Source organism: Streptomyces sp. SD15 (genome assembly GCF_054462255.1).
The window spans coordinates 22,236-44,216 of record NZ_JBTLMO010000051.1; the positions used below are offsets into that span (position 1 = coordinate 22,236).

The 21,981-nt window shown below is 69.3% G+C and carries 16 protein-coding genes; 7 read left to right on the forward strand and 9 right to left on the reverse strand.

All coding sequences use genetic code 11. The annotated features are described in order from the left end of the window. Positions 1-37 precede the first annotated feature (37 nt). The 8 genes from ACX28W_RS35180 to ACX28W_RS35215 form a co-directional block, all read right to left on the reverse strand. Entirely contained in the window at positions 38-1,600 is a 1,563-nt protein-coding gene (locus ACX28W_RS35180; protein ID WP_459004066.1) for an APC family permease, read from the reverse strand. A 101-nt stretch (positions 1,601-1,701) separates the two neighbouring features. Next, positions 1,702-3,162, reverse strand: a complete 1,461-nt coding sequence (locus ACX28W_RS35185) for an aldehyde dehydrogenase family protein (protein ID WP_459004067.1) — start codon at positions 3,160-3,162, stop codon at positions 1,702-1,704. Beyond that, complete coding sequence (locus tag ACX28W_RS35190; protein ID WP_459004068.1) at positions 3,155-4,300, reverse strand: aromatic ring-hydroxylating oxygenase subunit alpha; 1,146 nt, start codon at positions 4,298-4,300, stop codon at positions 3,155-3,157. The genes ACX28W_RS35185 and ACX28W_RS35190 overlap by 8 nt, the downstream gene beginning before the upstream one ends. A gap of 11 nt (positions 4,301-4,311) precedes the next feature. Next, a complete protein-coding gene (gene solA, locus ACX28W_RS35195) occupies positions 4,312-5,466 on the reverse strand; it encodes an N-methyl-L-tryptophan oxidase (protein WP_459004069.1) in 1,155 nt (384 codons plus the stop codon). 47 nt (positions 5,467-5,513) lie between these two features. After that, positions 5,514-7,967, reverse strand: coding sequence for a GcvT family protein (locus ACX28W_RS35200; RefSeq protein WP_459004070.1), 2,454 nt, complete (start codon positions 7,965-7,967; stop codon positions 5,514-5,516). Positions 7,968-8,000: 33 nt separating this feature from the next. Beyond that, positions 8,001-8,174: a hypothetical protein gene (locus ACX28W_RS35205; RefSeq protein ID WP_459004071.1), complete on the reverse strand. Its 174-nt coding sequence runs from the start codon at positions 8,172-8,174 to the stop codon at positions 8,001-8,003. A gap of 106 nt (positions 8,175-8,280) precedes the next feature. Further along, positions 8,281-9,366 carry an S-(hydroxymethyl)mycothiol dehydrogenase gene (locus ACX28W_RS35210; protein ID WP_459004072.1) on the reverse strand — a complete coding sequence of 362 codons (1,086 nt, stop codon included), beginning with the start codon at positions 9,364-9,366 and terminating at the stop codon, positions 8,281-8,283. Positions 9,367-9,638: 272 nt separating this feature from the next. Next, positions 9,639-10,460 carry an IclR family transcriptional regulator gene (locus tag ACX28W_RS35215; protein ID WP_459004073.1) on the reverse strand — a complete coding sequence of 274 codons (822 nt, stop codon included), beginning with the start codon at positions 10,458-10,460 and terminating at the stop codon, positions 9,639-9,641. Between the two features lie 214 nt (positions 10,461-10,674). On the opposite strand from ACX28W_RS35215, the gene ACX28W_RS35220 reads away from it, so the two are divergent. Together ACX28W_RS35220 and ACX28W_RS35225 are read left to right on the forward strand one after the other, a co-directional pair. Further along, on the forward strand, positions 10,675-10,995 hold the full coding sequence (locus ACX28W_RS35220) for a bifunctional 3-phenylpropionate/cinnamic acid dioxygenase ferredoxin subunit (protein WP_362079948.1): 321 nt from the start codon (positions 10,675-10,677) through the stop codon (positions 10,993-10,995). Between the two features lie 334 nt (positions 10,996-11,329). Continuing rightward, positions 11,330-12,640 carry an NAD(P)/FAD-dependent oxidoreductase gene (locus ACX28W_RS35225; protein ID WP_459004074.1) on the forward strand — a complete coding sequence of 437 codons (1,311 nt, stop codon included), beginning with the start codon at positions 11,330-11,332 and terminating at the stop codon, positions 12,638-12,640. A 131-nt stretch (positions 12,641-12,771) separates the two neighbouring features. Here the strand turns inward: ACX28W_RS35225 and ACX28W_RS35230 are convergent, their stop codons facing one another. Further along, positions 12,772-13,506: a hypothetical protein gene (locus tag ACX28W_RS35230; RefSeq protein ID WP_459004090.1), complete on the reverse strand. Its 735-nt coding sequence runs from the start codon at positions 13,504-13,506 to the stop codon at positions 12,772-12,774. A 428-nt stretch (positions 13,507-13,934) separates the two neighbouring features. Here ACX28W_RS35230 and ACX28W_RS35235 point away from each other — a divergent pair, with 428 nt between their 5' ends. The 5 genes from ACX28W_RS35235 to ACX28W_RS35255 are packed head-to-tail and all read left to right on the forward strand — an operon-like array spanning position 13,935 to position 21,953. After that, positions 13,935-16,853 carry a sensor histidine kinase gene (locus ACX28W_RS35235; RefSeq protein WP_459004075.1) on the forward strand — a complete coding sequence of 973 codons (2,919 nt, stop codon included), beginning with the start codon at positions 13,935-13,937 and terminating at the stop codon, positions 16,851-16,853. After that, positions 16,850-17,290, forward strand: a complete 441-nt coding sequence (locus ACX28W_RS35240; protein WP_459004076.1) for a roadblock/LC7 domain-containing protein — start codon at positions 16,850-16,852, stop codon at positions 17,288-17,290. The genes ACX28W_RS35235 and ACX28W_RS35240 overlap by 4 nt, the downstream gene beginning before the upstream one ends. 9 nt (positions 17,291-17,299) lie before the next feature. Next, positions 17,300-17,695 (forward strand): DUF742 domain-containing protein, encoded by a 396-nt coding sequence (locus ACX28W_RS35245; protein WP_459004077.1) that lies wholly within the window; start codon positions 17,300-17,302, stop codon positions 17,693-17,695. Between the two features lie 24 nt (positions 17,696-17,719). Next, complete coding sequence (locus tag ACX28W_RS35250; RefSeq protein WP_459004078.1) at positions 17,720-21,367, forward strand: hydantoinase B/oxoprolinase family protein; 3,648 nt, start codon at positions 17,720-17,722, stop codon at positions 21,365-21,367. Further along, positions 21,348-21,953: a GTP-binding protein gene (locus tag ACX28W_RS35255; RefSeq protein WP_459004079.1), complete on the forward strand. Its 606-nt coding sequence runs from the start codon at positions 21,348-21,350 to the stop codon at positions 21,951-21,953. The genes ACX28W_RS35250 and ACX28W_RS35255 overlap by 20 nt, the downstream gene beginning before the upstream one ends. The last annotated feature ends 28 nt before the right edge of the window (positions 21,954-21,981 follow it).

Consider the following 21,981-nt stretch of genomic DNA (forward strand, 5'->3'; position numbering starts at 1 on the left):
TCCTTGACTTGCTCTTCAGTCGGTCGTTCTTCGGTGCTCAGTCGGTGGCCGGGGTGCCCAGGGGTGCCGACGCGGTCGACGCGGGCTGGAGTTGGTGCTCGGCGAGCACTCCGGTCCTGTGCCGCTGCACGAACCAGTAGTAGGCGAAGCCGCCGCCCGCGACGATGCCCACGAACAGGACGGCACCCCAGCGCAGGTACCAGTGGTACGGAGCGGTCGCGTTGTAGACCGCCGAGCGCGGCCAGATCAGATTGACGGTCATCGCCGCGCCCCACACCACGGCGACGATGTTGACGAGCAGCCCCCAGCGGCCGAGCGAGAACTTGCCGTCGCCCGCGGGCTGCCACTTGCCACGCAGCCTGGCCACCAGCATCGGCCCGGTGACCATCAGATACGCCAGGTAGATCATGATGATGCCGATGCTGGTGACCACGGTGAAGATCTGCGGCTGGCGGATGTTGACCACCAGGATCGCCAGCGCGAGCAGACCGATGATCACGGTCGGCAGCACCGGGGTCTTGAACCGCGGGTTGACCTTGGCCAGCTTGGACGAGGCGGGCAGATTGTTGTCGCGGGCCATCGCGAAGGCCAGCCGGACCGCCGCCGTGTGCACGGCGAGGGCGCACACCGTGACCGCGATCAGCACGCACCACAGCATCGCCTTGCCGGCCGTCGGGCCGAGCACGTCGAGCACGATGTACTGCAGACCGTCCGTGGACAGCTGTTCGCCCTTCAGGCTGGAGACGCTCATCAGCGCGAGCAGCAGGACCAGGCCACCGAGGATGAACGAGGCGACGATGGCACGGATGATGGCGCGCGGTGCGTTGCGCGACGGGTCGAGGCACTCCTCGCCGAGCGACGAGGCCGTGTCGAATCCGTACATCACATACGCGGACGCCAGCGAGGCCACCAGGAACGCGCTGAGATAGCCGAACGGCTGCCCGGCCCCGTGGCCCTGGGTGTCCATGACCACCTGCGGGCCGCGCGTGATGTGCACCGCGAACAGGATGATGAGCACGACGGTGGCGATCAGCTCGATGAAGACGCCCGCGGTGTTGATGGTCGCCATCAGCTTCACACCGAAGGCGTTCACCAGGGTCGTGAACAGGATCAGCACGGCCGCCAGCAGGACCGCGTTGGTGGCGACGTCGTAGGTGCCGGTCCCGTCGCCGACGAACTGGAAGGTGGACGAGATCTGCGGAAGCGTCAACTGATAGGCAAGCGCCACGGCCGCGATCGACACGATCGAGGCGAGCAGCATCATCCAGCCCGCGAGCCAGCCTATGTGTGGATTGCCCACCTTCTTCGACCAGTTGTAGACGGAGCCGGCCACCGGATAGCGGGCGGCCAGTTCGGCGAAACAGAGCGCGACCATGAACTGGCCGATGAAGACCATCGGCCAGGACCACCAGTAGGCGGGACCACCGGTGCCGTAACCGAAGTAGAAGAGTTGGAAGGTGCCGGTGAGGATGGAGATATAGCTGATGCCGGCGGCGAAGGTGTGGAAGTTGCCAAGGGTGCGCTTGAGCTCGGGCTTGTAGCCGAACTCGGCGAGTTCGGAATCGTCGTTCTGTTCCGTTGTCGGTGGATGGGCTGTCATGAGCGGCCTCCTGGATCGGGGAGAGGGGCGCGGCTCGTGCGGGTGCCGGGACAAAGGGGTGGGGGAGATGGGAGGGGCGGGGCGAAGGGGCGGAAGAGGGATTACGCGAACCAGCCCTGCGGAGCCGGATCGGTGTTGCGCCAGATGTGCTTCGCCTCGCGGTACTCGGCGAGGCCGGACGGCCCGAGTTCGCGCCCGAAACCGGACTGCTTGAAACCGCCCCACTCGGCCTGCGGGACGTAGGGGTGGTAGTCGTTGATCCAGACCGTGCCGATCCTCAGCCGGGCCGCCACACGCTGGGCCTTGGCTTCGTCGGTGCTCCAGACGCCACCCGCGAGGCCGTAGATCGTGTCGTTGGCGAGCCGCACCGCCTCCGTCTCGTCGCTGAAGCGCTCCACGGTCAGCACCGGCCCGAAGGACTCGTCCTGTACCACGGACATACCGGCCGTGCACTCGTCCAGCACGGTGGGCAGGTAGTAGAAGCCCTCGTCGAGCCCCTCGGGACGCTTGCCACCGCACCGCAGCACCGCGCCCTCCGCGATGCCCCGGCCGACATACGCCTCGACCTTGGCGCGATGCGCCGCCGAGACCAGCGGCCCGGTCTGCGCCCGCTCGTCGAACGGGCCGCCGAGGCGGATCTCCGACGCCCGGCGGACCACCTCGTCGACGAACCGGTCGTGCAGCGAGTCCTCGACCAGCAGTCGAGCCCCGGCTGAGCACACCTGCCCGGAGTGCAGGAACACAGCGGTCAGCGCCATGTCGACCGCCGTCTCGAAGTCGGCGTCGGCGAAGACGATGTTGGGGTTCTTGCCGCCGAGTTCCAGGGCGACCTTCTTGACCGTCCCGGCCGCGGCGGCCATCAGCCGGCGGCCCGTGTGCAGTCCACCGGTGAAGGAGACCAGGTCCACGTCCGGATGGTCGCCGAGGGGCGCACCCGCCTCGGGGCCCGCTCCCAGCACCAGGTTGGCCACGCCCGGCGGCAGCCCGGCCTCGTCGAGGAGCCGCATCAGATGGATCGCCGTGTGCGGGGTCAGCTCGCTCGGCTTGAGGATGAAGGTGTTGCCCGCCGCGAGCGCCGGGGCGACCTTCCAGGCCGTCTGCAGGAGCGGATAGTTCCAGGGCGTGATCAGCGCGCAGACCCCGACGGGCTCGTACACGACACGGCTGTCGACGCTCGCCGTGCCCGTGTCGACGACACGGCCCGTCTCGTTGGCGGCCGCCCGTCCGAAGTAGCGGAAGCAGTTCGCGATGTCGTCGATGTCGTACTCGCTCTCGACGAGCCGCTTGCCGGTGTCGAGCGACTCGGCGCGGGCGAGTGCGTCCTTGTCGCGTACGAGGAGGTCGGCGACGCGTATCAGCAGGTCACCGCGGTCCGCCGCCGGAGTCGTCGGCCAGGGGCCCTCGTCGAAGGCGCGGCGCGCGGCGGCGATCGCCTCCGCCGTGTCCTTGCCGCCCGCCTCGTCGACGACGCCCACCAGGGAGCCGTCCGCGGGGCAACGGATCTCTCGGGTGCGCTCGTCGAGTGCGCCCCGCCACGTACCGTCGATGAACAGATCAGGCATGGGAGCCTCCGAGTTGCATGATCAACCACTCATGGAAGATCCCGATGTGGTGCTCGGTCGGAACCAGCACACCACCCTTCCGATACGCCCGCGACGCCATGGCCGGCTGCGTACGCTCGCAGGCCTCGAAATCCTGTTCGTTGACCCGGTGGAAGAGCTCGACCGACTTCGACACGTCGGCGCCGGACTCCACGACCTCGGGCGCGTAGAGCCAGTCGCACTCGACGATCGTGCGGTCCTCTGCGAGCGGGAACATGCGGTGCAGGATGACATGATCCGGGACCAGATTGATGAAGACCGTCGGTTTCACAGTGATCGCGTAGTAGCGACGGTCCTGGTCGTCCGCTATGTCCGGCAGCCGGCCGAAGCCCTCGCTGCCGTCGACCGTGAACCCCTGGATGTCCTCGCCGAACTCGGCGCCGTGCCCGACGTAGTACTGGGCGGCGTAGCCCTCGGCGAACTCCGGGAGGACGTCGGTGAGCTCGGGGTGGATCGTGGCGCAGTGGTAGCACTCCATGAAATTCTCGACGATCAGCTTCCAGTTCGCCTTCACGTCGTACGTGATGCGCTTGCCGAGGGCCAGCTTCTCGGTGCCGTAGTGCTCGATGGCGGCCGTGTCGCCCAGCCGCTCCACCGCCGCGCCCATCACCGTCTCCTCGAAGGAGGGCGGCTCGTCGGCCAGACAGACCCAGGCGTAGCCGAGCCACTCACGCAGCGCGACCTTGACCAGACCGTACGCGACGCGGTCGATGTCCGGCATCTTGATCAGGTTGGGCGCGGCGACCAGCTTGCCGTCGAGGTCGTAGGTCCAGGCGTGGTAGGGGCACTGGAGATTGCGGCGCACCTCGCCGGACTCCTCCGTGCACAGCTGTGCTCCGCGGTGGCGGCAGATGTTCAGGAAGGCGCGGAGCTCACCCGTGCGGGAGCGAGTGATCAGAACGCTCTCGCGGCCGACCTTGACGGTGTGGAAGGCACCGGGCCTGGCGAGATCCGCGGAGCGCACGGCACAGATCCACATCGATTCGAACAGAAATTCCTGCTCCTGCCGGAAGATCTCCGGGTCCGTGTAGTAGTGCCCGGGGAGGGTGGCGATCAGGCTGGGGGAGATGGGGGACGGGGAGACGGGGGTCGTCGTCACGTGCGTACTCCTCAGGCGGGCGCGGCGGCGAGGCGGTGGGGGTCGAACAGGCCGATCGGATGATCGGTGGTGCCCGTCAGGGCGAGATCGGCGACGATCTCGCCGACGACCGGCACGAACTTGAAGCCATGCCCGGAGAAACCGCAGGCCACGGTCACGGACTCCGGGTGCGCGGGGTGGCGGGCGATCACGAAGTGCTCGTCGGGGGTGTTGGAGTACATGCAGGTGGCGGCCTTGAGGAAGGTGCCCGGTAGGTCGGGGATGCACCGGGACATGTGATCCGCCATGGCCTGGATCTCGTCCTCGTGGACCGTCCGGTCGATGGTCTCCGGGGTGGTCACGACCCCCTTGCGGAAGAAGGCGACCTTGGCGCCCAGCTCCGGCCCGTCGATGGACGGGAAGCCGTATACCTGGACTCCGGCCGCGTCCTCCCAGATGTAGATCGGGTGCCTCTCGGGGAGGAAGGGCCGTACTCCGCCCTTCGGCTGGAACCAGTACATGACCTGCCGCTCGATGGTGAACGGCACCCCGAGATCGGTGAGCAGCTGCGGTGCCCACGCGCCCGGGCAGATCACCAACTGGCTCGCGGTGTACGTGTTCTCGGCCGTGTGTACGCGTACACCGTCCCGGTACGGCTCCCAGCGCGTCATCGGCTCTTCGAAGTGCAGGTCGGCGCCCTGCCGGGTGGCGAGCTGGAGGTGTGCGGCGACGGTGTTCTCGGGGCGGACGAGCCCGGCCCGCGCCTCGTACAGCGCGACCTCGTCATCGTTCGGGTTCAGAGTCGGGAAGCGGCGGCGGATCTCCGGAGCGTCCAGCATCTCGTGGGGCAGGTCCCACTGCTCGGCGGAGAGCAGCGAACCGGAGACGGTCCGCGAGTCCGGCCGTCCGACCATCACGCCACCGCAGAGGGTGGCGACCTCGCGGCCCGTCGCCCGCTCCAGCTCGTCGTACAGCTCGTACGAGCGCAGCAGCAGCGGTACGTACGCCGGGTCCTCGAAGTAGGACTGGCGGGTGATGCGCGAACCGCCGTGACTGGAGCCGCGGTTGTGGACCGGGCCGAACTTCTCCAGGCCGAGCACGCGGGCGCCGCGCGCGGACAGATGGTGGGCGGCGGCGCTGCCCATGCCGCCGAGACCGATCACGATCACGTCGTAGGTGGGGGACACAGGGGCCTCCTCTGGCTTTTGGCCGGTCTCTTGACTCTTGATCGGTTTCAGCGGCGGATTCGGTCCATCTTCGGGTCGAAGAGCGGTTCGTCGGCGACGGTCGCGGGGACCTTCTCGCCGAAGTACTCGATGTGCACGCCGGTGGCGATAGGGAGCGCCGGCAGCCAGGCGTACGCGATGCACCGGCCCAGCGTGTAGCCGTACGAGGCGCTGGTGACGTATCCCGCCGGGGCGCCGTCGACGTAGACGGGCTCCTTGCCGAGGACTACGGCGGCGGGGTCGTCGAGGAGGAGCGGGGTGAGCCTTCGCGTGGGTTCGGTTCCGGCGAGGCCCTGGAGGGCCTCCTGGCCGACGAAGCCGTCCTTGTCCATGCGGACCGCGAAGCCGACGCCCGCCTCGAACGGGCTGTGCTCGTCGGTCATGTCGACGCCCCAGGCGCGGTACCCCTTCTCCAGCCGCAGACTGTTGAAGGCCGACCGTCCTGCCGCGATCACGCCGTGCCGCTGTCCCGCCTCCCACAGCGTGTCCCAGAGCCTCAGCCCCAGATCGGCCGAGGTATACAACTCCCAGCCCAGCTCACCGACGTACGACAGGCGCATCGCCGTCACCGGGACGTGCCCGAGGTACGTCTCCTTCGCGCGGAAGTAGCCGAAGCCCTCGTGTGAGAAGTCGTCGCGGGTCAGCGGCTGGACGAGGTCGCGGGCGAGCGGGCCCCAGACTCCGATGCAGCAGGTGCCGGAGGTGATGTCCCTGATCTGCACGTCGTCGGGTGCGTGCCGGATCAGCCAGTCCAGGTCGGTGGGGGAGTTGGCACCCACCTGGAAGCGGTCGGGGGCGAGGCGCGCGACGGTCAGGTCGGAACGGACGCCGCCCGCTTCGTCGAGGAGCAGGGTGTAGGTGACGGCGCCGGGCTTCTTGCGGAGGTTGTTGGTGGTCATGCGCTGGAGGAAGTCGAGGGCGCCGGGGCCGGTGACTTCGAGGCGGCGCAGCGGGGTCATGTCGTACAGCGCGACCTTCTCGCGGGTGACCTTGGCCTCCGCCGCGGCGATCGGCGACCAGTAGCGGGCCGCCCAGGCGTCGCGCTCGGGGAGTTCCAGGCCGTCCACGAGGGGGGCGTTCGCCTCGTACCAGTGCGGGCGCTCCCAGCCGCCGCCCTCCAGGAAGTAGGCGCCGAGTTGCTGCTGCCGGGCGTAGAAGGGGCTGACGCGCAGTGGTCGTGGCTGTTCCATCGGCTGGAGCGGGTGGAGGACGTCGTACACCTCGACGAACTGCTGTGAGCCGCGTTCACGGACGTACGACGGTGAACGCTGCGCGTCCTCGAAACGCGTGAGGTCGCACTCGTGCAGGTCGATCGACGCGCGCCCGTCGACCATCCATTCGGCGACCGCCTTCGCCACCCCCGCGGAATGGGTGACCCAGACGGCCTCGGCGAGCCAGAAGCCACGGATATGTCGTGACTCCCCGAGCACGGGCATGCCGTCCGGGGTGAAGGAGAAGACGCCGTTGAAGCCCTCCTCGATCTCCGTCTCACGCAGGGCGGGCATCAGCCGACGGCAGTCGTCCCAGCTCGGCGCCCAGTCCTCCTCGGTGAACGGGTACGAGGACGGCATCTCCATGTTGTTCGCGCGCGCCTCGTCGTACGGGAGGATCCCGAACGGGTCGACGGGAAGCGGCTTGTGGGCGTAGCTGCCGATGCCGATGCGATCGGTGTGCTCGCGGAAGTAGAGGTCGCGGTCCTGGAAGCGGAGGATGGGCTTTTCCGCTTCCTTTGTGGCGTCGGCGAGTTCGTGGAGCGGCCGCGTTTTCGCGTACTGGTGTGCGAGCGGTTGCAGGGGTACGTCGACTCCGGCCATGCGGCCGATGACGGGGCCCCAGAACCCGGCTGCCGAGACGACATGGTCGGCGGGAAAGGTGCCGCGGTCGGTGACGACGGCGGTGACGCGGCCGTCCTCCTGCTCGATGCCGGTGACCGTGTGGCGGTCGAGGAAGCGGGCGCCCTTTTCCACGGCGCGTTCCCTCTGTGCGCGGGCCGCGAGTACGGCGCGGGCCAGGCCGTCGTCGGGGGTGTGGAAGCCGCCGAGGACGGCCGACTGGTCGATGAGCGGCCAGAGTTCCTTGCAACGGGCCGCGCTGACGATCTCGCCGCGCACGCCCCAGGCGGCGGCGTAACCGGCCTTGCGGCGCAGGTCGGCGAGGCGTTCGGGAGTGGTGGCGAGTTCGAGACCGCCGACCGGATTGAAGCAGGAGACGCCCTCCACCTGGAGGGAGTTGAACTTCTCCACGGTGTACCGCGCGAAGGCCGTGAGCGTCTTGGACGGGCTGGTCTGGAACACCAGGCCAGGTGCGTGCGAGGTGGAGCCGCCCGGGGCGGGCAGCGGGCCCTGTTCGAGAACGGTGACATCGGTCCAGCCGCGGGCGGTCAGCTCGTCGGCGAGGGAGCAACCGACGATGCCGGCGCCGATGACGACGACACGGGGACGGGGTGCGGGGGTGCTGGACATGCCCCTCCTTGCCGGGGTGGGGAGTGAACGCGCTTAGGGAGTAGGGACGTTGGGACATTCGGCGGCGATGGTCGTGTCCGCGCCGTGCTCGGTGCGGACGACCGTGGCGCCGGCGATCGCGGTGACATGACGTCCGGCGACGGCCTGGTGGGTCGTACGGGCGTCGTGGGCGGCGTCGACGATCAGCACCTCTTCTTCGTCCCTCACGAGCCAGACGTCGTGGTCGACGTCGAAGGTCGCGCCGTACTGAAGGTGCCGGAGGTGACGACGCGCTGGACTTTCACCGAGTGACTCTTGGCGCCGGCGTCGACACTCACAGGACGACCACCGACCGCAGCACCTCACCGCGGCGCATCTTGGCGAACGCCTCCTCGACCTGATCGAGGGAGATCGTCTCGCTGACGAAAGCGTTGAGGTCCAGCAGTCCGTACAGGTACTGGTCGATGAGGTACGGGAAGTCGCGGCTCGGCAGACAGTCGCCGTACCAGGACGACTTGAGGGCTCCGCCGCGGGAGAACAGGTCGATCAGGGGCAGGTCGATCTTCATCTCGGGGTCCGGGACGCCGACCTGGACGAGGACGCCCGCGTGGTCGCGCATGTAGAAGGCCTGTTTGTACGTCTCGGGGCGGCCCACCGCGTCGATGGCGATGTCGACCCCGAAGCCGTCGGTGAGCGCGCGGACGGCCTCGACGGGATCTGTGCCGCGCGAGTTCACCGTGTGGGTGGCGCCGAACTTCTCCGCCTGGTCGAGCTTCTTGTCGTCGATGTCCACGGCGATGACCTTCATGGCCCCGTTGAGACAGGCACCCGCGATGGCCGCGTTGCCGACGCCGCCGCAGCCGATGACGGCGACGGTGTCACCGCGGCCGACGTTGCCGGTGTTGACGGCGGCGCCGTAGCCGGCCATCACCCCGCAGCCGATCAGGCCCGCCGCCTCCGGGCGGGCGGCCGGGTCGATCTTCACTGCCTGCCCGGCCGCTACCAGGGTCTTCTCGGCGAAGGCGCCGATGCCGAGGGCGTTGGTGAGCGGGGTGCCGTCGAGGAGCGTCATCGGCTGGGTGGCGTTGCGGGAGTCGAAGCAGTACCAGGGGCGGCCGCGGCGACAGGAGCGACAGGATCCGCAGGGCGCTCGCCAGGCGAGGACCACGTAGTCGCCGGGGGCGAGGTCGGTGACACCCTCGCCGACCGCCTCGATCGTGCCGGCCGCCTCATGCCCGAGCAGGAAGGGGAAGTCATCGGTGATCGCCCCTTCCCGGTAGTGCAGATCCGTGTGGCAGACCCCGCAGGCCTGGACGTTGACGAGGACCTCACCGGGGCCCGGGTCGGGAACGACGATCGTCTGCACCTCGACGGGTGCGCCCTTTTTGACAGCGACTACGGCACGGACCTCGTGTGGCACGACCAAGCTCCTCTGCTGTTGCGCAATACAAGATGGGTTGCGCGATGAGGAACATATTGAGAACGCCGTCATGGAGCCGTCAAGAGGCGGGAGTTAACCCTTGGCAAAAGGAACGGGGCGTCCGAAACCTGGCGGACACACAACCGCGCGGGGCCGGGATTATCCCGGCCCCGCGCGGTGCTGGGCCCGCCCCCCGAAGGGACGCGGGGGGACTGCGCGACCAGCCATCGACGGCCCACAGTTCACGGACTACGGATGGTGCCCCCGGCGTCTCAGAAGCCGTAACCCATACGCCGGGACAATTCGGCCCCGGCCGCCACCGTCCGCTTCGCCAGCTCCGGCAGCCGATCGGAGTTCAGCCGATACACCGGACCCGACACGCTGATGGCCGCGATCACCTTGCCGTCGTGCGCCCGGATCGGCGCGGCCACCGCAGCGAGCCCCAACTCCAGCTCCTCGATGGTCATGCCATAGCCCTGCTCGACCACCGCCCCCAGTTCGGCGCGCAGCGTGGCCGTGCCGGTGATCGTGCGCTCGGTGAACCGAGGCAGCGAGCGCGCCAGGAGACCTTCCCGCAGCGTGGGGGGCATGTGCGCGAGCAGCACCTTGCCGCTGGAGGTGGCGTGCAGCGGGGTGCGTCTGCCCAGCCAGTTCTGCGCTGTGACCGATGCGGTGCCGCGGGCCTGCATGATGTTGACCGCCGCGTCGTCATCGAGGACCGCGATGTTGACCGTCTCGCCCAGCTCGCCGGCGAGTTCGCGGCAGACCGGGACGCCCTCCTGGGAGATGTCGAGGCGCACCGCCGCCGCCCCCGCCAGGCGCAGTACGGCGGCACCCAGGTAGTACTTCCCGCGGTCCTTGGCCTGGGCCACAAGGCCGCGGTTCTCCAGGACACCGAGCAGACGGAAGGCGGTGGACTTGTGCACGTCCAGCTCGTCGGCGATCTCGGTGACGCCCGCTTCGCCGAGCCGGGCGAGGATCTCCAGCACACTCACGGCGCGGTCCACCGACTGGACGGCGCTGACCGCGCCCTTGACGTTCTGCTTCGGGGGGTTCTCCTCGGTGTGCTCAGCCTGCTTCTGCGTGCGGGTCATAGGTCAACTCTCACCACCTGGCGGCCGTGTTTGGGCCGCATCTGCGGGAAGCCCTTGACGTGACGGGACCCCCGCGCGGATTCTGTTGCGCATAGCGCTCCCTCATGCGCCATGCGAAACATCATGTTACCGAAGCGTCCGGAACCGGATAGGTCCCCGGACCACCTGGACCAGGAGGTCCCGGACGAAGAGTCCAGGACCGAGAGGGGGGCCCATGATTCCCGTCTGCCGCCTTGACGACCTCCCCGCGGGCGAATCCGTCCGTGTCGACACCACACCGCCCATCGCCGTGTTCAACGCCGACGGCGAGCTGTATGCCATCGACGACACCTGCACCCACCAGGACGCCTCTCTCTCGGAGGGCTGGCTGGAGGGCTGTCTGGTCGAATGCCCGCTGCACGCCGCCTCATTCGATCTCCGTACGGGCATGCCGACGTGCCTCCCCGCACGCCGCCCCGTCCGCACCCACCGCGTCACCGTCGACGACGGAATCATCCACGTCCACGTGGCCGCGCAGGAGGGCACCGCCGCATGAGGAACGAGACCGATGCCGCCGGCACGGCATTCGCGCGCGAACTGAACGCCGGATCCAGCCGTGCCGCTCACGAGTTGAACACCGCGCCCCGGCGTGTCGCTCGCGCGTCGAACGTCCCGCCTCGGCATGCCGCTCGCGACGGAAGCGCCTGGCTTCGGTGCACTCGCGACGGCAGCGCCGGGCTTTGGCACATCCGCGAGGTGAGTGAGGGGCTTCAGCGCACCCGCGAGGGAAGCGCCTGGCTTCAGCGCACCCGCCAGGACCGCGGCGAGTCCCGGCGGGCCGGCCGTGACGCCTACCTCCCTCGGGTCGCACGGGACCGGAGGCCCGCCTCATGAGGACCGTGACCGTCGTCGGCGCCTCGCTCTCCGGGCTGTACGCTGCCCGCGAGCTGCGCGCCCAGGGGTTCGACGGACGTCTGGTGATCATCGGGGACGAACCCCACCACCCGTACGACCGCCCACCCCTGTCCAAGGACTTCCTCACCGGTCGCACCGACGAGGACCAACTCGCCCTCACCGACCCCGAGGAGAGCGCCGAACTCGGCGCCGAGTGGCTTCTCGGCGTACGCGCACGTGGCCTCGACGCCCGCGGCCGCACCGTCCTCCTCGACGACGGCCGCACCGTCTCCACCGACGGCGTGGTCATCGCCACCGGTGCCTCGGCCCGTCGCCTCCCGGGCGACGACCTCGTCGGCGTGCATACCCTGCGTACCCTCGACGACGCCCGCACCCTGCGCGAGGAACTCACCCAGGGCCCGCGCCGTGTCATCGTCATCGGCGGTGGCTTCATCGGTGCCGAGACCGCATCCTCCTGCGCCGGACTCGGCCACGACGTCACGGTCATCGAAGCCGCGCCGCTGCCCCTCGTACCCCAACTCGGCCTCGATATGGCCGCCGTGTGCGCCGCACTGCACCGCCGTGGCGGCGTCGACCTCGTCACCGGCACGGGTGTAGCCGGTTTGCGCGGAAGCCGCGTCGCTGCCGCGCGCGGGAGCCGCGTCGCGGAGGCCGGCCGCGCCGCTGTCGGCCCGGAGGGCAGTACCGCTTCCGCTCCCGCTGCGGAGCGCAGCCGGGACGGCGTGGCGCGAGCCGCCGTCACCGGCGTGGAACTTTCCGACGGCCGGATCCTGCCCGCCGACGTCGTGATCGTAGGCATCGGCGCCACCCCCAACACCGGCTGGCTCGCCGGTTCGACACTCGCTCTGCACGACGGTGTGCTGTGCGACGACGGCTGTGTGACCGGACTGCCGCAGGTGGTCGCCGTCGGTGACGTCGCCCGTGTCGGAGGTTCCCGAGCCGAGCACTGGACCTCCGCTACGGAACAACCCCGTGTCGCCGTGCGCAATTTGCTCGCCGGACGTGCCGTCGAGACTGTGCGGTCCCTGCCTTACTTCTGGTCCGACCAGTACGGCGCGCGGATCCAGTTCGCGGGGCGCCGGCACCAGGCGGACACCGTCCGTATCGCCGAGGGCGCACTCGATGACGGCGCTCCCGCCGACGGCGGCTTCCTCGCCCTGTACGAACGCGACGGTCTCACGACAGCTGTGCTCTCCATCGACCGGCCGCGCCCGTTCATGAAGGCACGGCGCGAACTGGTCCGCAGCGCCGACCCGGTGGAGCCGACGGGCGCGGCGACGACCTGACCGCTGCGCGGGCGGGCCTACGGGGGAGGGCCCGCCCCACCGACGTGCCGGGTGACGCCCCCGGGTGCTCCCCTTGGCCGTCAGCCGTCAGCCGTCAGCCGTCAGCCGTCAGCCGTCAGCCGTCAGCCGTACTAGGAGTGCGACAACTGGCCCGTCCCGCCCTGCCGCCGTATTCGCTCCTGCGCGCGTTCGGCCGCGCGCGTCTGCCGTCGGGTCCGGCGCCGCTCGCGCCGTAGGGCCCGCGCGGTGCTGCTCGGCTCCGACACCACCCCGTTCCGCTGGTTCCACACCTGGCGCGTCACCCAGACGTCGAGGGCGGCCCATGTGGCTACGACCGTGCTGGCCACGCTGCTCAAGACCATGGGGAAGGCCAGCCAGGATCCCGCCAGCGTGGACAGGAAGGCGACCATCGCCTGAATCAGGGTCACGGAGATGATGAGCACCGCCCGCACGGCCGCCGTCCGCACCGGATCGGGCAGTCGCCGTCGGCGTGCGGGCTCCTCGATCCACAACGGCCGGTAGTACGCCTGCTCCTCATGCTCGTCCGTGTGCCCACCCGCGGCGAGGCCCTGCCCGCCGTCCTGCTCGCGCCCGCTCCTGACGCCGGCCTGCCCGCACCCGTGGTCGCGCTCCCCGGCACTGCCGCGCCCGCTCACCCGACTGCGCCCGCCCGTGGCAACGCCCAGTCCGTTCACTTCGTCGCGCCCGCCCGTCGTGGCCTGCCGCCCGTCCGTCCGGTCGTGCCCGTCCGCCGGAATGTCGCGATCCGGTGCCTGGGTGCCCCATTGCGCCGCCACGGGTGTCGCAGCACCGATCCCGGGTGCCCCGCTCCGCTCCGCCGTGCCCATCAACTTGTCACTCCCCACCGCCCAGCAGACCCCTCGCGCAGGTGTCATGCGACACCGGCTCCCCAGTGGCTGCCCGGCTTGCGCTGTTTTACGCCGCCTATGAGCGGCATGCGACCCCTGTAGCCGATTCCGCCCCCATTTCCCATAGAGAAGGACGAACGGCGTGCCTCGAAGATTCCCAACTAGCGAAGAATTCCGGCCAACTGACCAAGTTCACCGTTCCGGTGCGGTCCGGTCCCCGGTGCCTGATCGGGGGAGGCAATCTCCCCCAATGAACGGACAACTGCCCATCTCCTGTTCCCCCAACTGGCCATGTCTTGTTGCCTTCGCGCCGGGTGAGCGACCGGACGCGCCTTCGAGATACCTATGCGTCGGTAGTAGGCTCACGCCGTTTGTTGACGCACATGTGTACCCCTGGGTCGGAGGGGGTCGAGCTGGGGGAGGCCATGCGCTTTCGCGGGAAGTCCATCCGCCGGAAGATCGTGGCGCTGCTCCTCGTGCCGCTTCTGTCTCTGACAGGGATCTGGGCCTTCGCGACGGTACTCACCGGGCGCGAGGCCAACCAGTTGTTCAATGTGTCGGATGTCGTCGAGAAGATCGGCTACCCCACCGAGGACACCGTCCGTGTCCTCCAGCAGGAACGCCGCCAGACACTCGTCTATCTCGCCGACCCTCGTGCGTCCGACGCGCTCACCGCCCTGAAGCGCAGTCGGACCGCCACCGACCGGGCCGTGTCGAAGGTCCGCAAGAACGCCAAGGAAGAGGACGTACTCGAGGCGATGGGAGGGGGCACCTCGGAGCGTCTCATCTCCATCCTGGACGCCCTCGACGGTATCGATTCGCTGCGCCGCAGCATCGAGGAGGGCACCGTCAACCGGGCCCAGGCCTTCGACCGCTACAACCGTCTGGTCGACCCCTGTTACACGCTGATGTCCAATCTTCACGTGGTCGACAACGTGGAGATGGACAAGCAGGGCCGCGCCCTCGTCAACGTGGCTGTCGCCCGCGAACTGCTCTCCCGCGAGGATGCCCTCCTCGGCTCCGCACTGGTCGCGGGCCGCGTCACCGACGACGAAATCCGCGACATCTCCGACCTCGTCGCCCAGCGCACCCTGCTGTACGGCGTCAACCTGCCGCTGCTGCCCTCCTCGGAACGCGAACGCTTCGAGCACTACTGGAAGAACGCCGACACGGCTCCCCTGCGCGTGGCCGAACAGGCCGTCGCCATCTCTCCCTCCGGCTTGCCCCGCGGCGTCACCGCGAAGAGTTGGGACCGGGCGGCCGGCCATGTGCTCAAGGAACTGGGCGATCTCGACGACAAGGCGGGCGACCGCTATCAGGACCGGGTCCGGCCGGTGGCCATGGGCATCATCGTCAAGGTGGTCATCGCGGGCGTACTGGGCCTCATCGCCCTGCTGGTCTCGCTCATCATGTCCGTGCGCATCGGCAGGGGCCTTATTCGTGATCTGCGCCGACTGCGCCTGGAGGCCCACGAGGCGTCCGGCGTCCGGCTGCCCAGCGTCATGCGCCGCCTCTCCGCGGGCGAACAGGTCGACGTCGAGACCGAAGTGCCGCGCCTGGAGTACGACAAGAACGAGATCGGCGAGGTCGGTCAGGCCCTCAACACCCTGCAGCGTGCCGCCGTCGAGGCCGCCGTCAAGCAGTCTGAACTGCGGGACGGCGTCTCCGAGGTCTTCGTCAACCTCGCCCGTCGCAGCCAGGTCCTGCTGCACAAGCAGCTCACTCTGCTCGACACCATGGAGCGCCGGACCGAGGACACCGATGAACTGGCCGACCTCTTCCGCCTCGACCACCTGACCACGCGCATGCGCCGGCACGCCGAGGGCCTGGTCATCCTCTCCGGCGCCGCCCCGTCCCGCCAGTGGCGCAAGCCCGTCCAGCTCATGGACATCGTCCGCGCCGCGGTCGCCGAAGTCGAGGACTACGAACGCATCGAGGTACGCCGACTGCCCCGCGTCGCCGTCACCGGGCCGGCGGTCGCCGACCTCACCCACCTCGTGGCCGAACTCCTGGAGAACGCCACGGTGTTCTCGCCCCCGCACACCGCCGTGCAGGTCGTCGGCGAGCGCGTCGCCAACGGCTTCACCTTGGAGATCCACGACCGCGGCCTGGGCATGGCGGCCGAAGCTCTCCTCGACGCCAACCTGCGGCTCGCCGAAACCCCCGAGTTCGAGCTGTCCGACACCGACCGGCTCGGCCTCTTCGTGGTCAGCCGACTCGCTCAGCGGCAGAACGTCCGTGTCTCCCTCCAGACATCCCCGTACGGCGGTACCACCGCTGTCGTCTTCATCCCCGACGCGCTGCTCACGGACGACGTCCCGGACACCAACGGCATCGGCTTCCGTCTCGACCGCGCGCTGCCCTCGAAGGAGGGCCAGATCGAGGACGACCGCAATTCGGCGCTCTCCCAGGTACCGGTGCACCTCCCCGGCCTGCCCCCCTCGATCCTGGACGGGCCCGTCGAGTTGGAGGCGCCGGTCGAGCTGGACACCCTCAGCGGATTCCCGGCCGCCCTCGACGACGAGGACGGCGGCCAAGGCGGCTTGTTCCGGCCGCGCCGCTCCATCGCCGGTGTCCCCGTCGAGCAGCACCAGCAGCCCCGCGAGAGCCGCGGCGAGACGGCCCGCTCCGACGACGGCGACCATCCGGGCGCTCCGGTCTCGCTGCCGCGCCGCGGGACCCCCAAGCTCGTCAGCTCGCACGGTCGTCCCGTGACCCGGACGAGACCCCGACGAGGCGAGGCGGACGAGGAGCCCGTGCAGGCTCTCGAACCCGTGCAGGCTCGGGAGCCGGTGGAGGGCCGGGAGCCGGTGGAACTGCTGGGTGTGGCGGAGCGGGAGAGCCTGAAGCCGCCTGCCGTCCTGCATGCCGAGCGCTCCGAGACCTCCATGCGCCGTAACGGCGAGCGCACCGAAACCTCCACGCGTCGTAACGGCGAGCGCGCCGAGACCCCAGGCCTCCGACCTGAGACCTCCGGTCTTCGAGAGGCCCCCGCTCTCCCCCAACGCACTCGTCGCACCACCTCGTCGTCCGGCACGGCCGAGACCACCCCGAGCTCCGACGCCGCGCCGGAAGGGGCAGAATCGGGTGCAAGCCCGCTGCCCCGCCGCGTTCGGCAGGCCAATCTGGCCCCGCAGTTGAAGGACGGACCCCAACGGCTTACGGAGCGCGACAAGGCCCCCAACGGGAACGGGGCGGATCTCGCCGATCGCGACGCCGACGAGGTACGCAGCCGAATGGCTTCGCTGCAGCGGGGCTGGCAGCGCGGCCGCGAGGAGAACGCCGCGGGCGACGACGCCCAGGACGGCACAGCACCACGAACGACAAAGGGAGACGGTCGATGACCGCACCGAAGGCCGCAGGGCCTACCGCGACCACCAAGGCTTCGGGAGAGCTGAACTGGCTTCTCGACGACCTGGTCGACCGCGTCGCCAGCATCCGCAAGGCGATCGTGCTCTCCGGCGACGGCCTCCCCACCGGGGCCTCGAAGGACCTGACCCGGGAGGACAGCGAGCACCTGGCCGCCGTCGCCTCCGGCTTCCACAGTCTCGCCAAGGGCGTCGGCCGCCACTTCGAAGCGGGCGGTGTCCGGCAGACGGTCGTCGAGCTCGAGGACGCCTTTCTGTTCGTCACGGCCGCCGGTGACGGCAGCTGCCTCGCCGTTCTCTCCGACTCCGACTCCGACGTCGGGCAGGTCGCCTACGAAATGACGCTCCTGGTGAAGCGGGTCGGCACACATCTGGCCGCCACTCCGCGCACCGATCTGCCCTCGGGTGGGTAGTGGGATGACATGAGCGGAGACGGTCAGGGAACACGCCACTGGTTCGACGACGACGCCGGACCGGTGGTCCGCCCCTATGCCATGACACGAGGCCGCACCACCAGTCCGGCCCAGCACCGCCTCGATCTGATCGCGGTGGTCGTGACGGAGTCCCACGCGGACGACCCCGGAGCGGACCACTCGCTGTCCCCGGAACACCTGGACATCGTCAAACTGTGCCGCGACGCCCCCCAGTCGGTCGCCGAGCTCGCCGCCGAACTCGATCTTCCCATCGGAGTGGTGCGCGTTCTCATCGGTGACCTCGTGACCGAGGAAATGGTCCATGTGACACGTCCCGTACCCCCCGCCGAACTGCCGGACGAGAGTATTCTGCGCGACGTGATCAACGGCCTCCGGGCACTCTGAGCTGGGCGGAAGCAGGGGACAGACGTGACAGGCTGGCAGTTCTGGGTCGACCGAGGCGGCACCTTCACCGACATCGTCGCGCGGCGCCCGGACGGCCGTCTGCTCACCCACAAACTGCTGTCCGACAACCCCGCCCGATACAGGGACGCGGCGGTCGCGGGCGTCCGCGACCTCCTGGCAGAGGGCGGTCGCGGAGCCGGTAGGGCAGACGGCGAAAGGGGGCGGATCGAGGCTGTCCGCATGGGCACCACCGTCGCCACCAACGCCCTGCTGGAACGCAAGGGTGAGCGCACCCTCCTTGTCGTCACCCGAGGCTTTCGCGACGCCCTGCGCATTGCTTATCAGAACCGGCCCCGCATCTTCGCGCGCGCGATCGAAATGCCCGAGCTGCTGTACGAGCGTGTCGTCGAGGTGGACGAGCGGATCGCCGCCGACGGCACCGTCCTGCGCGCCCCCGATCTGGACGCCCTCTCCGGGCCCCTCCAGGAGGCGTACGACGCCGGGATCCGCGCCGTCGCTGTCGTCTGCGTGCACAGCCACCTCCACCCCGCCCACGAACAGGCCGTCGGTGATCTGGCCGCCGCTGTCGGATTCCCGCAGATCTCGCTCTCCAGCGAGGTCAGCCCGCTGATGAAGCTGGTCCCGCGTGGCGACACGGCCGTCGTCGACGCCTACCTGTCGCCCGTGCTGCGCCGCTACGTCCGGCACGTCGCCGATGAGCTCCAGGGCGTGCGGCTGATGTTCATGCAGTCCAATGGAGGCCTCGCCGAAGCCGGCCAGTTCCGCGGCAAGGACGCCATCCTGTCGGGCCCCGCTGGCGGCATCGTCGGCATGGCCCGGATGTCGCAGCTCGCCGGCTTCGACCGCGTCATCGGCTTCGACATGGGTGGCACATCCACGGATGTCTCGCACTTCGCGGGGGAGTACGAGCGGGTCTTCACCACGCGGATCGCCGGGGTCCGGCTGCGGGCGCCCATGCTGGACATCCACACGGTCGCCGCGGGCGGCGGCTCGGTACTCCACTTCGACGGCTCCCGCTACCGGGTGGGCCCTGACTCGGCCGGCGCCGCCCCCGGTCCGGCCTGCTACCGGGGCGGCGGTCCGCTCACCGTGACGGACGCCAATGTCGTACTCGGCCGCATCCAACCCACACATTTCCCAAGGGTGTTCGGACCCGAGGGCGATCAGCCCCTCGACGACGCACTGGTCCGTGACCGGTTCACCGCCCTCGCCCGCGAGATCCACGAGAAGACCGGCGACGACCGCACGCCGCAGCAGGTCGCGGAGGGCTACCTGCAGATCGCTGTGGCCAATATCGCCAACGCCGTGAAGCGGATCTCGGTCCAGAAGGGCCACGACATCACCCGGTACGCGCTGACCACCTTCGGCGGCGCGGGCGGTCAGCACGCGTGCATGGTCGCCGACTCGCTCGGCATCCGTACCGTCCTGGTCCCACCCATGGCCGGTGTCCTCTCCGCCCTCGGCATCGGACTCGCCGACACGACGGCCATGCGCGAGCAGTCCGTCGAAGCGCCCCTGGAAGCCTCCGCGATGCCCGGCATCCTCAAGACCGCCGACGACTTGGAGGGCGTCGCTCGCGCCGAACTCCTTGCCGAGGACGTGCCCGAGGACCGCATCCGCATCACTCGTCGTGCTCAGCTCCGGTATGACGGCACGGACACGGCACTCACCGTCGAGCTCACCGAGCCCGACGCCATGAGTCAGGCCTTCGAAGAACGCCATCGCGCCACCTACTCCTTCACCCTCGAACGCCCAGTCGTCGTGGAAGCACTCTCCGTAGAAGCCACTGGTCTCACCGAACCCCCCGATCTCTCCGCCCTGGTCGCTTATGAAGGCCGCTCCGCCACCCCGGAGACGGCCAGCCTCCACACAGGCGGCGCCTGGCGAGACGTGCCCCTGCACCGCCGCGAGGAATTGCCCCCCGGTGAAACGGTCCCCGGCCCGGCGATCATCACCGAGTCCGGTGCGACGACCGTCGTCGACGACGGCTGGCGGGCCGCGACGACCCACGACGGGCATCTGGTCATGGAACGCGCGGCGGTTACGCAGAGTTCCGATCTTGACACGGAATCGGACCCGGTTCTCCTTGAGGTCTTCAACAACCTCTTCATGTCCATCGCCGAACAGATGGGCGCCCGCCTGGAATCCACGGCCCAGTCGGTCAACATCAAGGAGCGCCTGGACTTCTCCTGCGCCCTCTTCGACCCCGACGGCAGCCTTGTCGCCAACGCCCCCCACATCCCTGTCCACTTGGGCTCGATGGGTACGAGCGTGCAGGAGGTCATCCGACGGCGCGGAGGCAGCATGCGGCCGGGGGACACGTACGCGGTCAACGACCCGTACCACGGCGGCACGCACCTCCCCGACGTCACCGTGATCACCCCGGTGTTCGACACGGAGGGTGAGCGAATCCTGTTCTACGTCGCCTCGCGCGGCCACCATGCGGAGATCGGCGGTATCGCACCGGGTTCCATGCCCGCGAACAGCCGCGTCATCGAGGAGGAGGGCATCCTCTTCGACAACTGGCTGCTCGCCGAGAACGGCCGCTTCCGCGAAGCCGAGACGCTCCGTCTGCTCACCGAGGCGCCCTACCCCTCACGCAACCCGAAGACCAACCTTGCCGATCTACGTGCCCAGATCGCCGCCAACCAGAAGGGCGTCGACGAAGTCGCACGCATGATCGAGGACTTCGGGCTCGATGTCGTCCAGGCCTATATGCGCCACGTCCAGGACAACGCCGAGGAAGCCGTACGCCGAGTCATCGACGCCCTCGAAGACGGTGAGTTCGCCTACGAGACCGACTCCGGGGCCGTCATCCGTGTCAGCGTCCGCGTGGACCGCGAAGAACGCTCCGCAACCGTCGACTTCACCGGTACGTCCGCGCAACTGACCACCAACTTCAACGCGCCCTTCTCGGTGGTCAACGCCGCCGTCCTGTACGTCTTCCGCACCCTGGTCGCCGACGACATCCCGCTCAACGACGGCTGTCTGCGCCCCCTCGCCATTGTGGTGCCACGCGGTTCGATGCTCGCCCCCGAGCCCCCGGCAGCCGTGGTTGCGGGCAACGTGGAGACGTCCCAGGCGATCACCGGCGCACTGTACGGAGCCCTGAGAGTGCAGGCCGAGGGGTCCGGGACGATGAACAACGTCACGTTCGGCAATGAGCGGTACCAGTACTACGAGACCGTGGCCTCCGGATCGGGCGCCGGTGACGGCTTCCCGGGCGCGTCCGTCGTACAGACCCATATGACCAACTCGCGGCTCACCGATCCCGAGGTCCTGGAGTGGCGACTGCCGGTCCAGCTCGACGAATTCGCGGTCCGGCGCGGCAGCGGCGGCGCGGGGCGCTGGAGCGGAGGGGACGGTGCCGTGCGCCGTATCCGGTTCCACGAGCCCATGACCGTCTCCACGCTCTCCCAGCACCGCAGGATCCCGCCCTACGGCATGGCCGGCGGTGAGCCCGGAGCGCTCGGCGCGGGCCGGGTGGAGCGCGCGGACGGCACAGTCGTCGAACTTGGCGGAAGTGATACGGCGGACGTCGGCCCCGGCGACGTACTCGTCATCGAAACCCCTGGCGGCGGGGGCTACGGCCCACCGTCACGCGACCCCCATCAAGCAGGAGAAGAGATCGATGATCTTCGGGCGTTCTGAGCGCGGCAAGCCCCTGGTCGAGCCCGTCACGCTCAAGATCCTGGTGGCCGGCGGCTTCGGCGTGGGCAAGACGACCCTCGTCGGCGCGGTCAGCGAGATCAAACCGCTGCGCACCGAGGAGGTGCTCACCGAGGCGGGCCGCCCGGTCGACGACACCAGCGGTGTGGAGGCCAAGCACACCACCACCGTCGCCATGGACTTCGGCCGTATCACGCTCCGCGAGGACCTGGTGCTCTACCTCTTCGGGACGCCCGGACAGGACCGCTTCTGGTTCCTGTGGGACGAGCTGGCCACCGGCTCGCTGGGCGCCGTCGTGCTCGCTGACACCCGTCGCCTGGAGGACTGCTTCGCCGCCGTCGACTACTTCGAGCGGCGCTCCATACCGTTCGTGATGGGTGTCAACTGCTTCGAAGGAGCTGCCCGTTACCCGGCCGAAGTCGTCCGGCAGGCCCTCGACCTCGATGACGACGTGCCGGTCGTCCTCTGCGACGCACGCGATCGGGAGTCGGCCAAGGAAGTCCTCATCGAGGTCGTCCAGCATGCGATGGCGAATGCGGCCGATCGACGTGAGTCGGTCACGACCTGACCACGCGGCCCGTACGCGCGCCGAAACG

Excerpts from the sequence above, each read along its gene's own strand:
- ACX28W_RS35180 (WP_459004066.1), bottom strand. The coding sequence starts at position 1,600 with ATGACAGCCCATCCACCGACAACGGAACAGAACGACGATTCCGAACTC.
- ACX28W_RS35185 (WP_459004067.1), bottom strand. The coding sequence starts at position 3,162 with ATGCCTGATCTGTTCATCGACGGTACGTGGCGGGGCGCACTCGACGAG.
- ACX28W_RS35200 (WP_459004070.1), bottom strand. The coding sequence starts at position 7,967 with ATGTCCAGCACCCCCGCACCCCGTCCCCGTGTCGTCGTCATCGGCGCC.
- ACX28W_RS35215 (WP_459004073.1), bottom strand. The coding sequence starts at position 10,460 with ATGACCCGCACGCAGAAGCAGGCTGAGCACACCGAGGAGAACCCCCCG.
- ACX28W_RS35220 (WP_362079948.1), top strand. The coding sequence starts at position 10,675 with ATGATTCCCGTCTGCCGCCTTGACGACCTCCCCGCGGGCGAATCCGTC.
- ACX28W_RS35225 (WP_459004074.1), top strand. The coding sequence starts at position 11,330 with ATGAGGACCGTGACCGTCGTCGGCGCCTCGCTCTCCGGGCTGTACGCT.
- ACX28W_RS35235 (WP_459004075.1), top strand. The coding sequence starts at position 13,935 with ATGCGCTTTCGCGGGAAGTCCATCCGCCGGAAGATCGTGGCGCTGCTC.
- ACX28W_RS35240 (WP_459004076.1), top strand. The coding sequence starts at position 16,850 with ATGACCGCACCGAAGGCCGCAGGGCCTACCGCGACCACCAAGGCTTCG.
- ACX28W_RS35245 (WP_459004077.1), top strand. The coding sequence starts at position 17,300 with ATGAGCGGAGACGGTCAGGGAACACGCCACTGGTTCGACGACGACGCC.
- ACX28W_RS35255 (WP_459004079.1), top strand. The coding sequence starts at position 21,348 with ATGATCTTCGGGCGTTCTGAGCGCGGCAAGCCCCTGGTCGAGCCCGTC.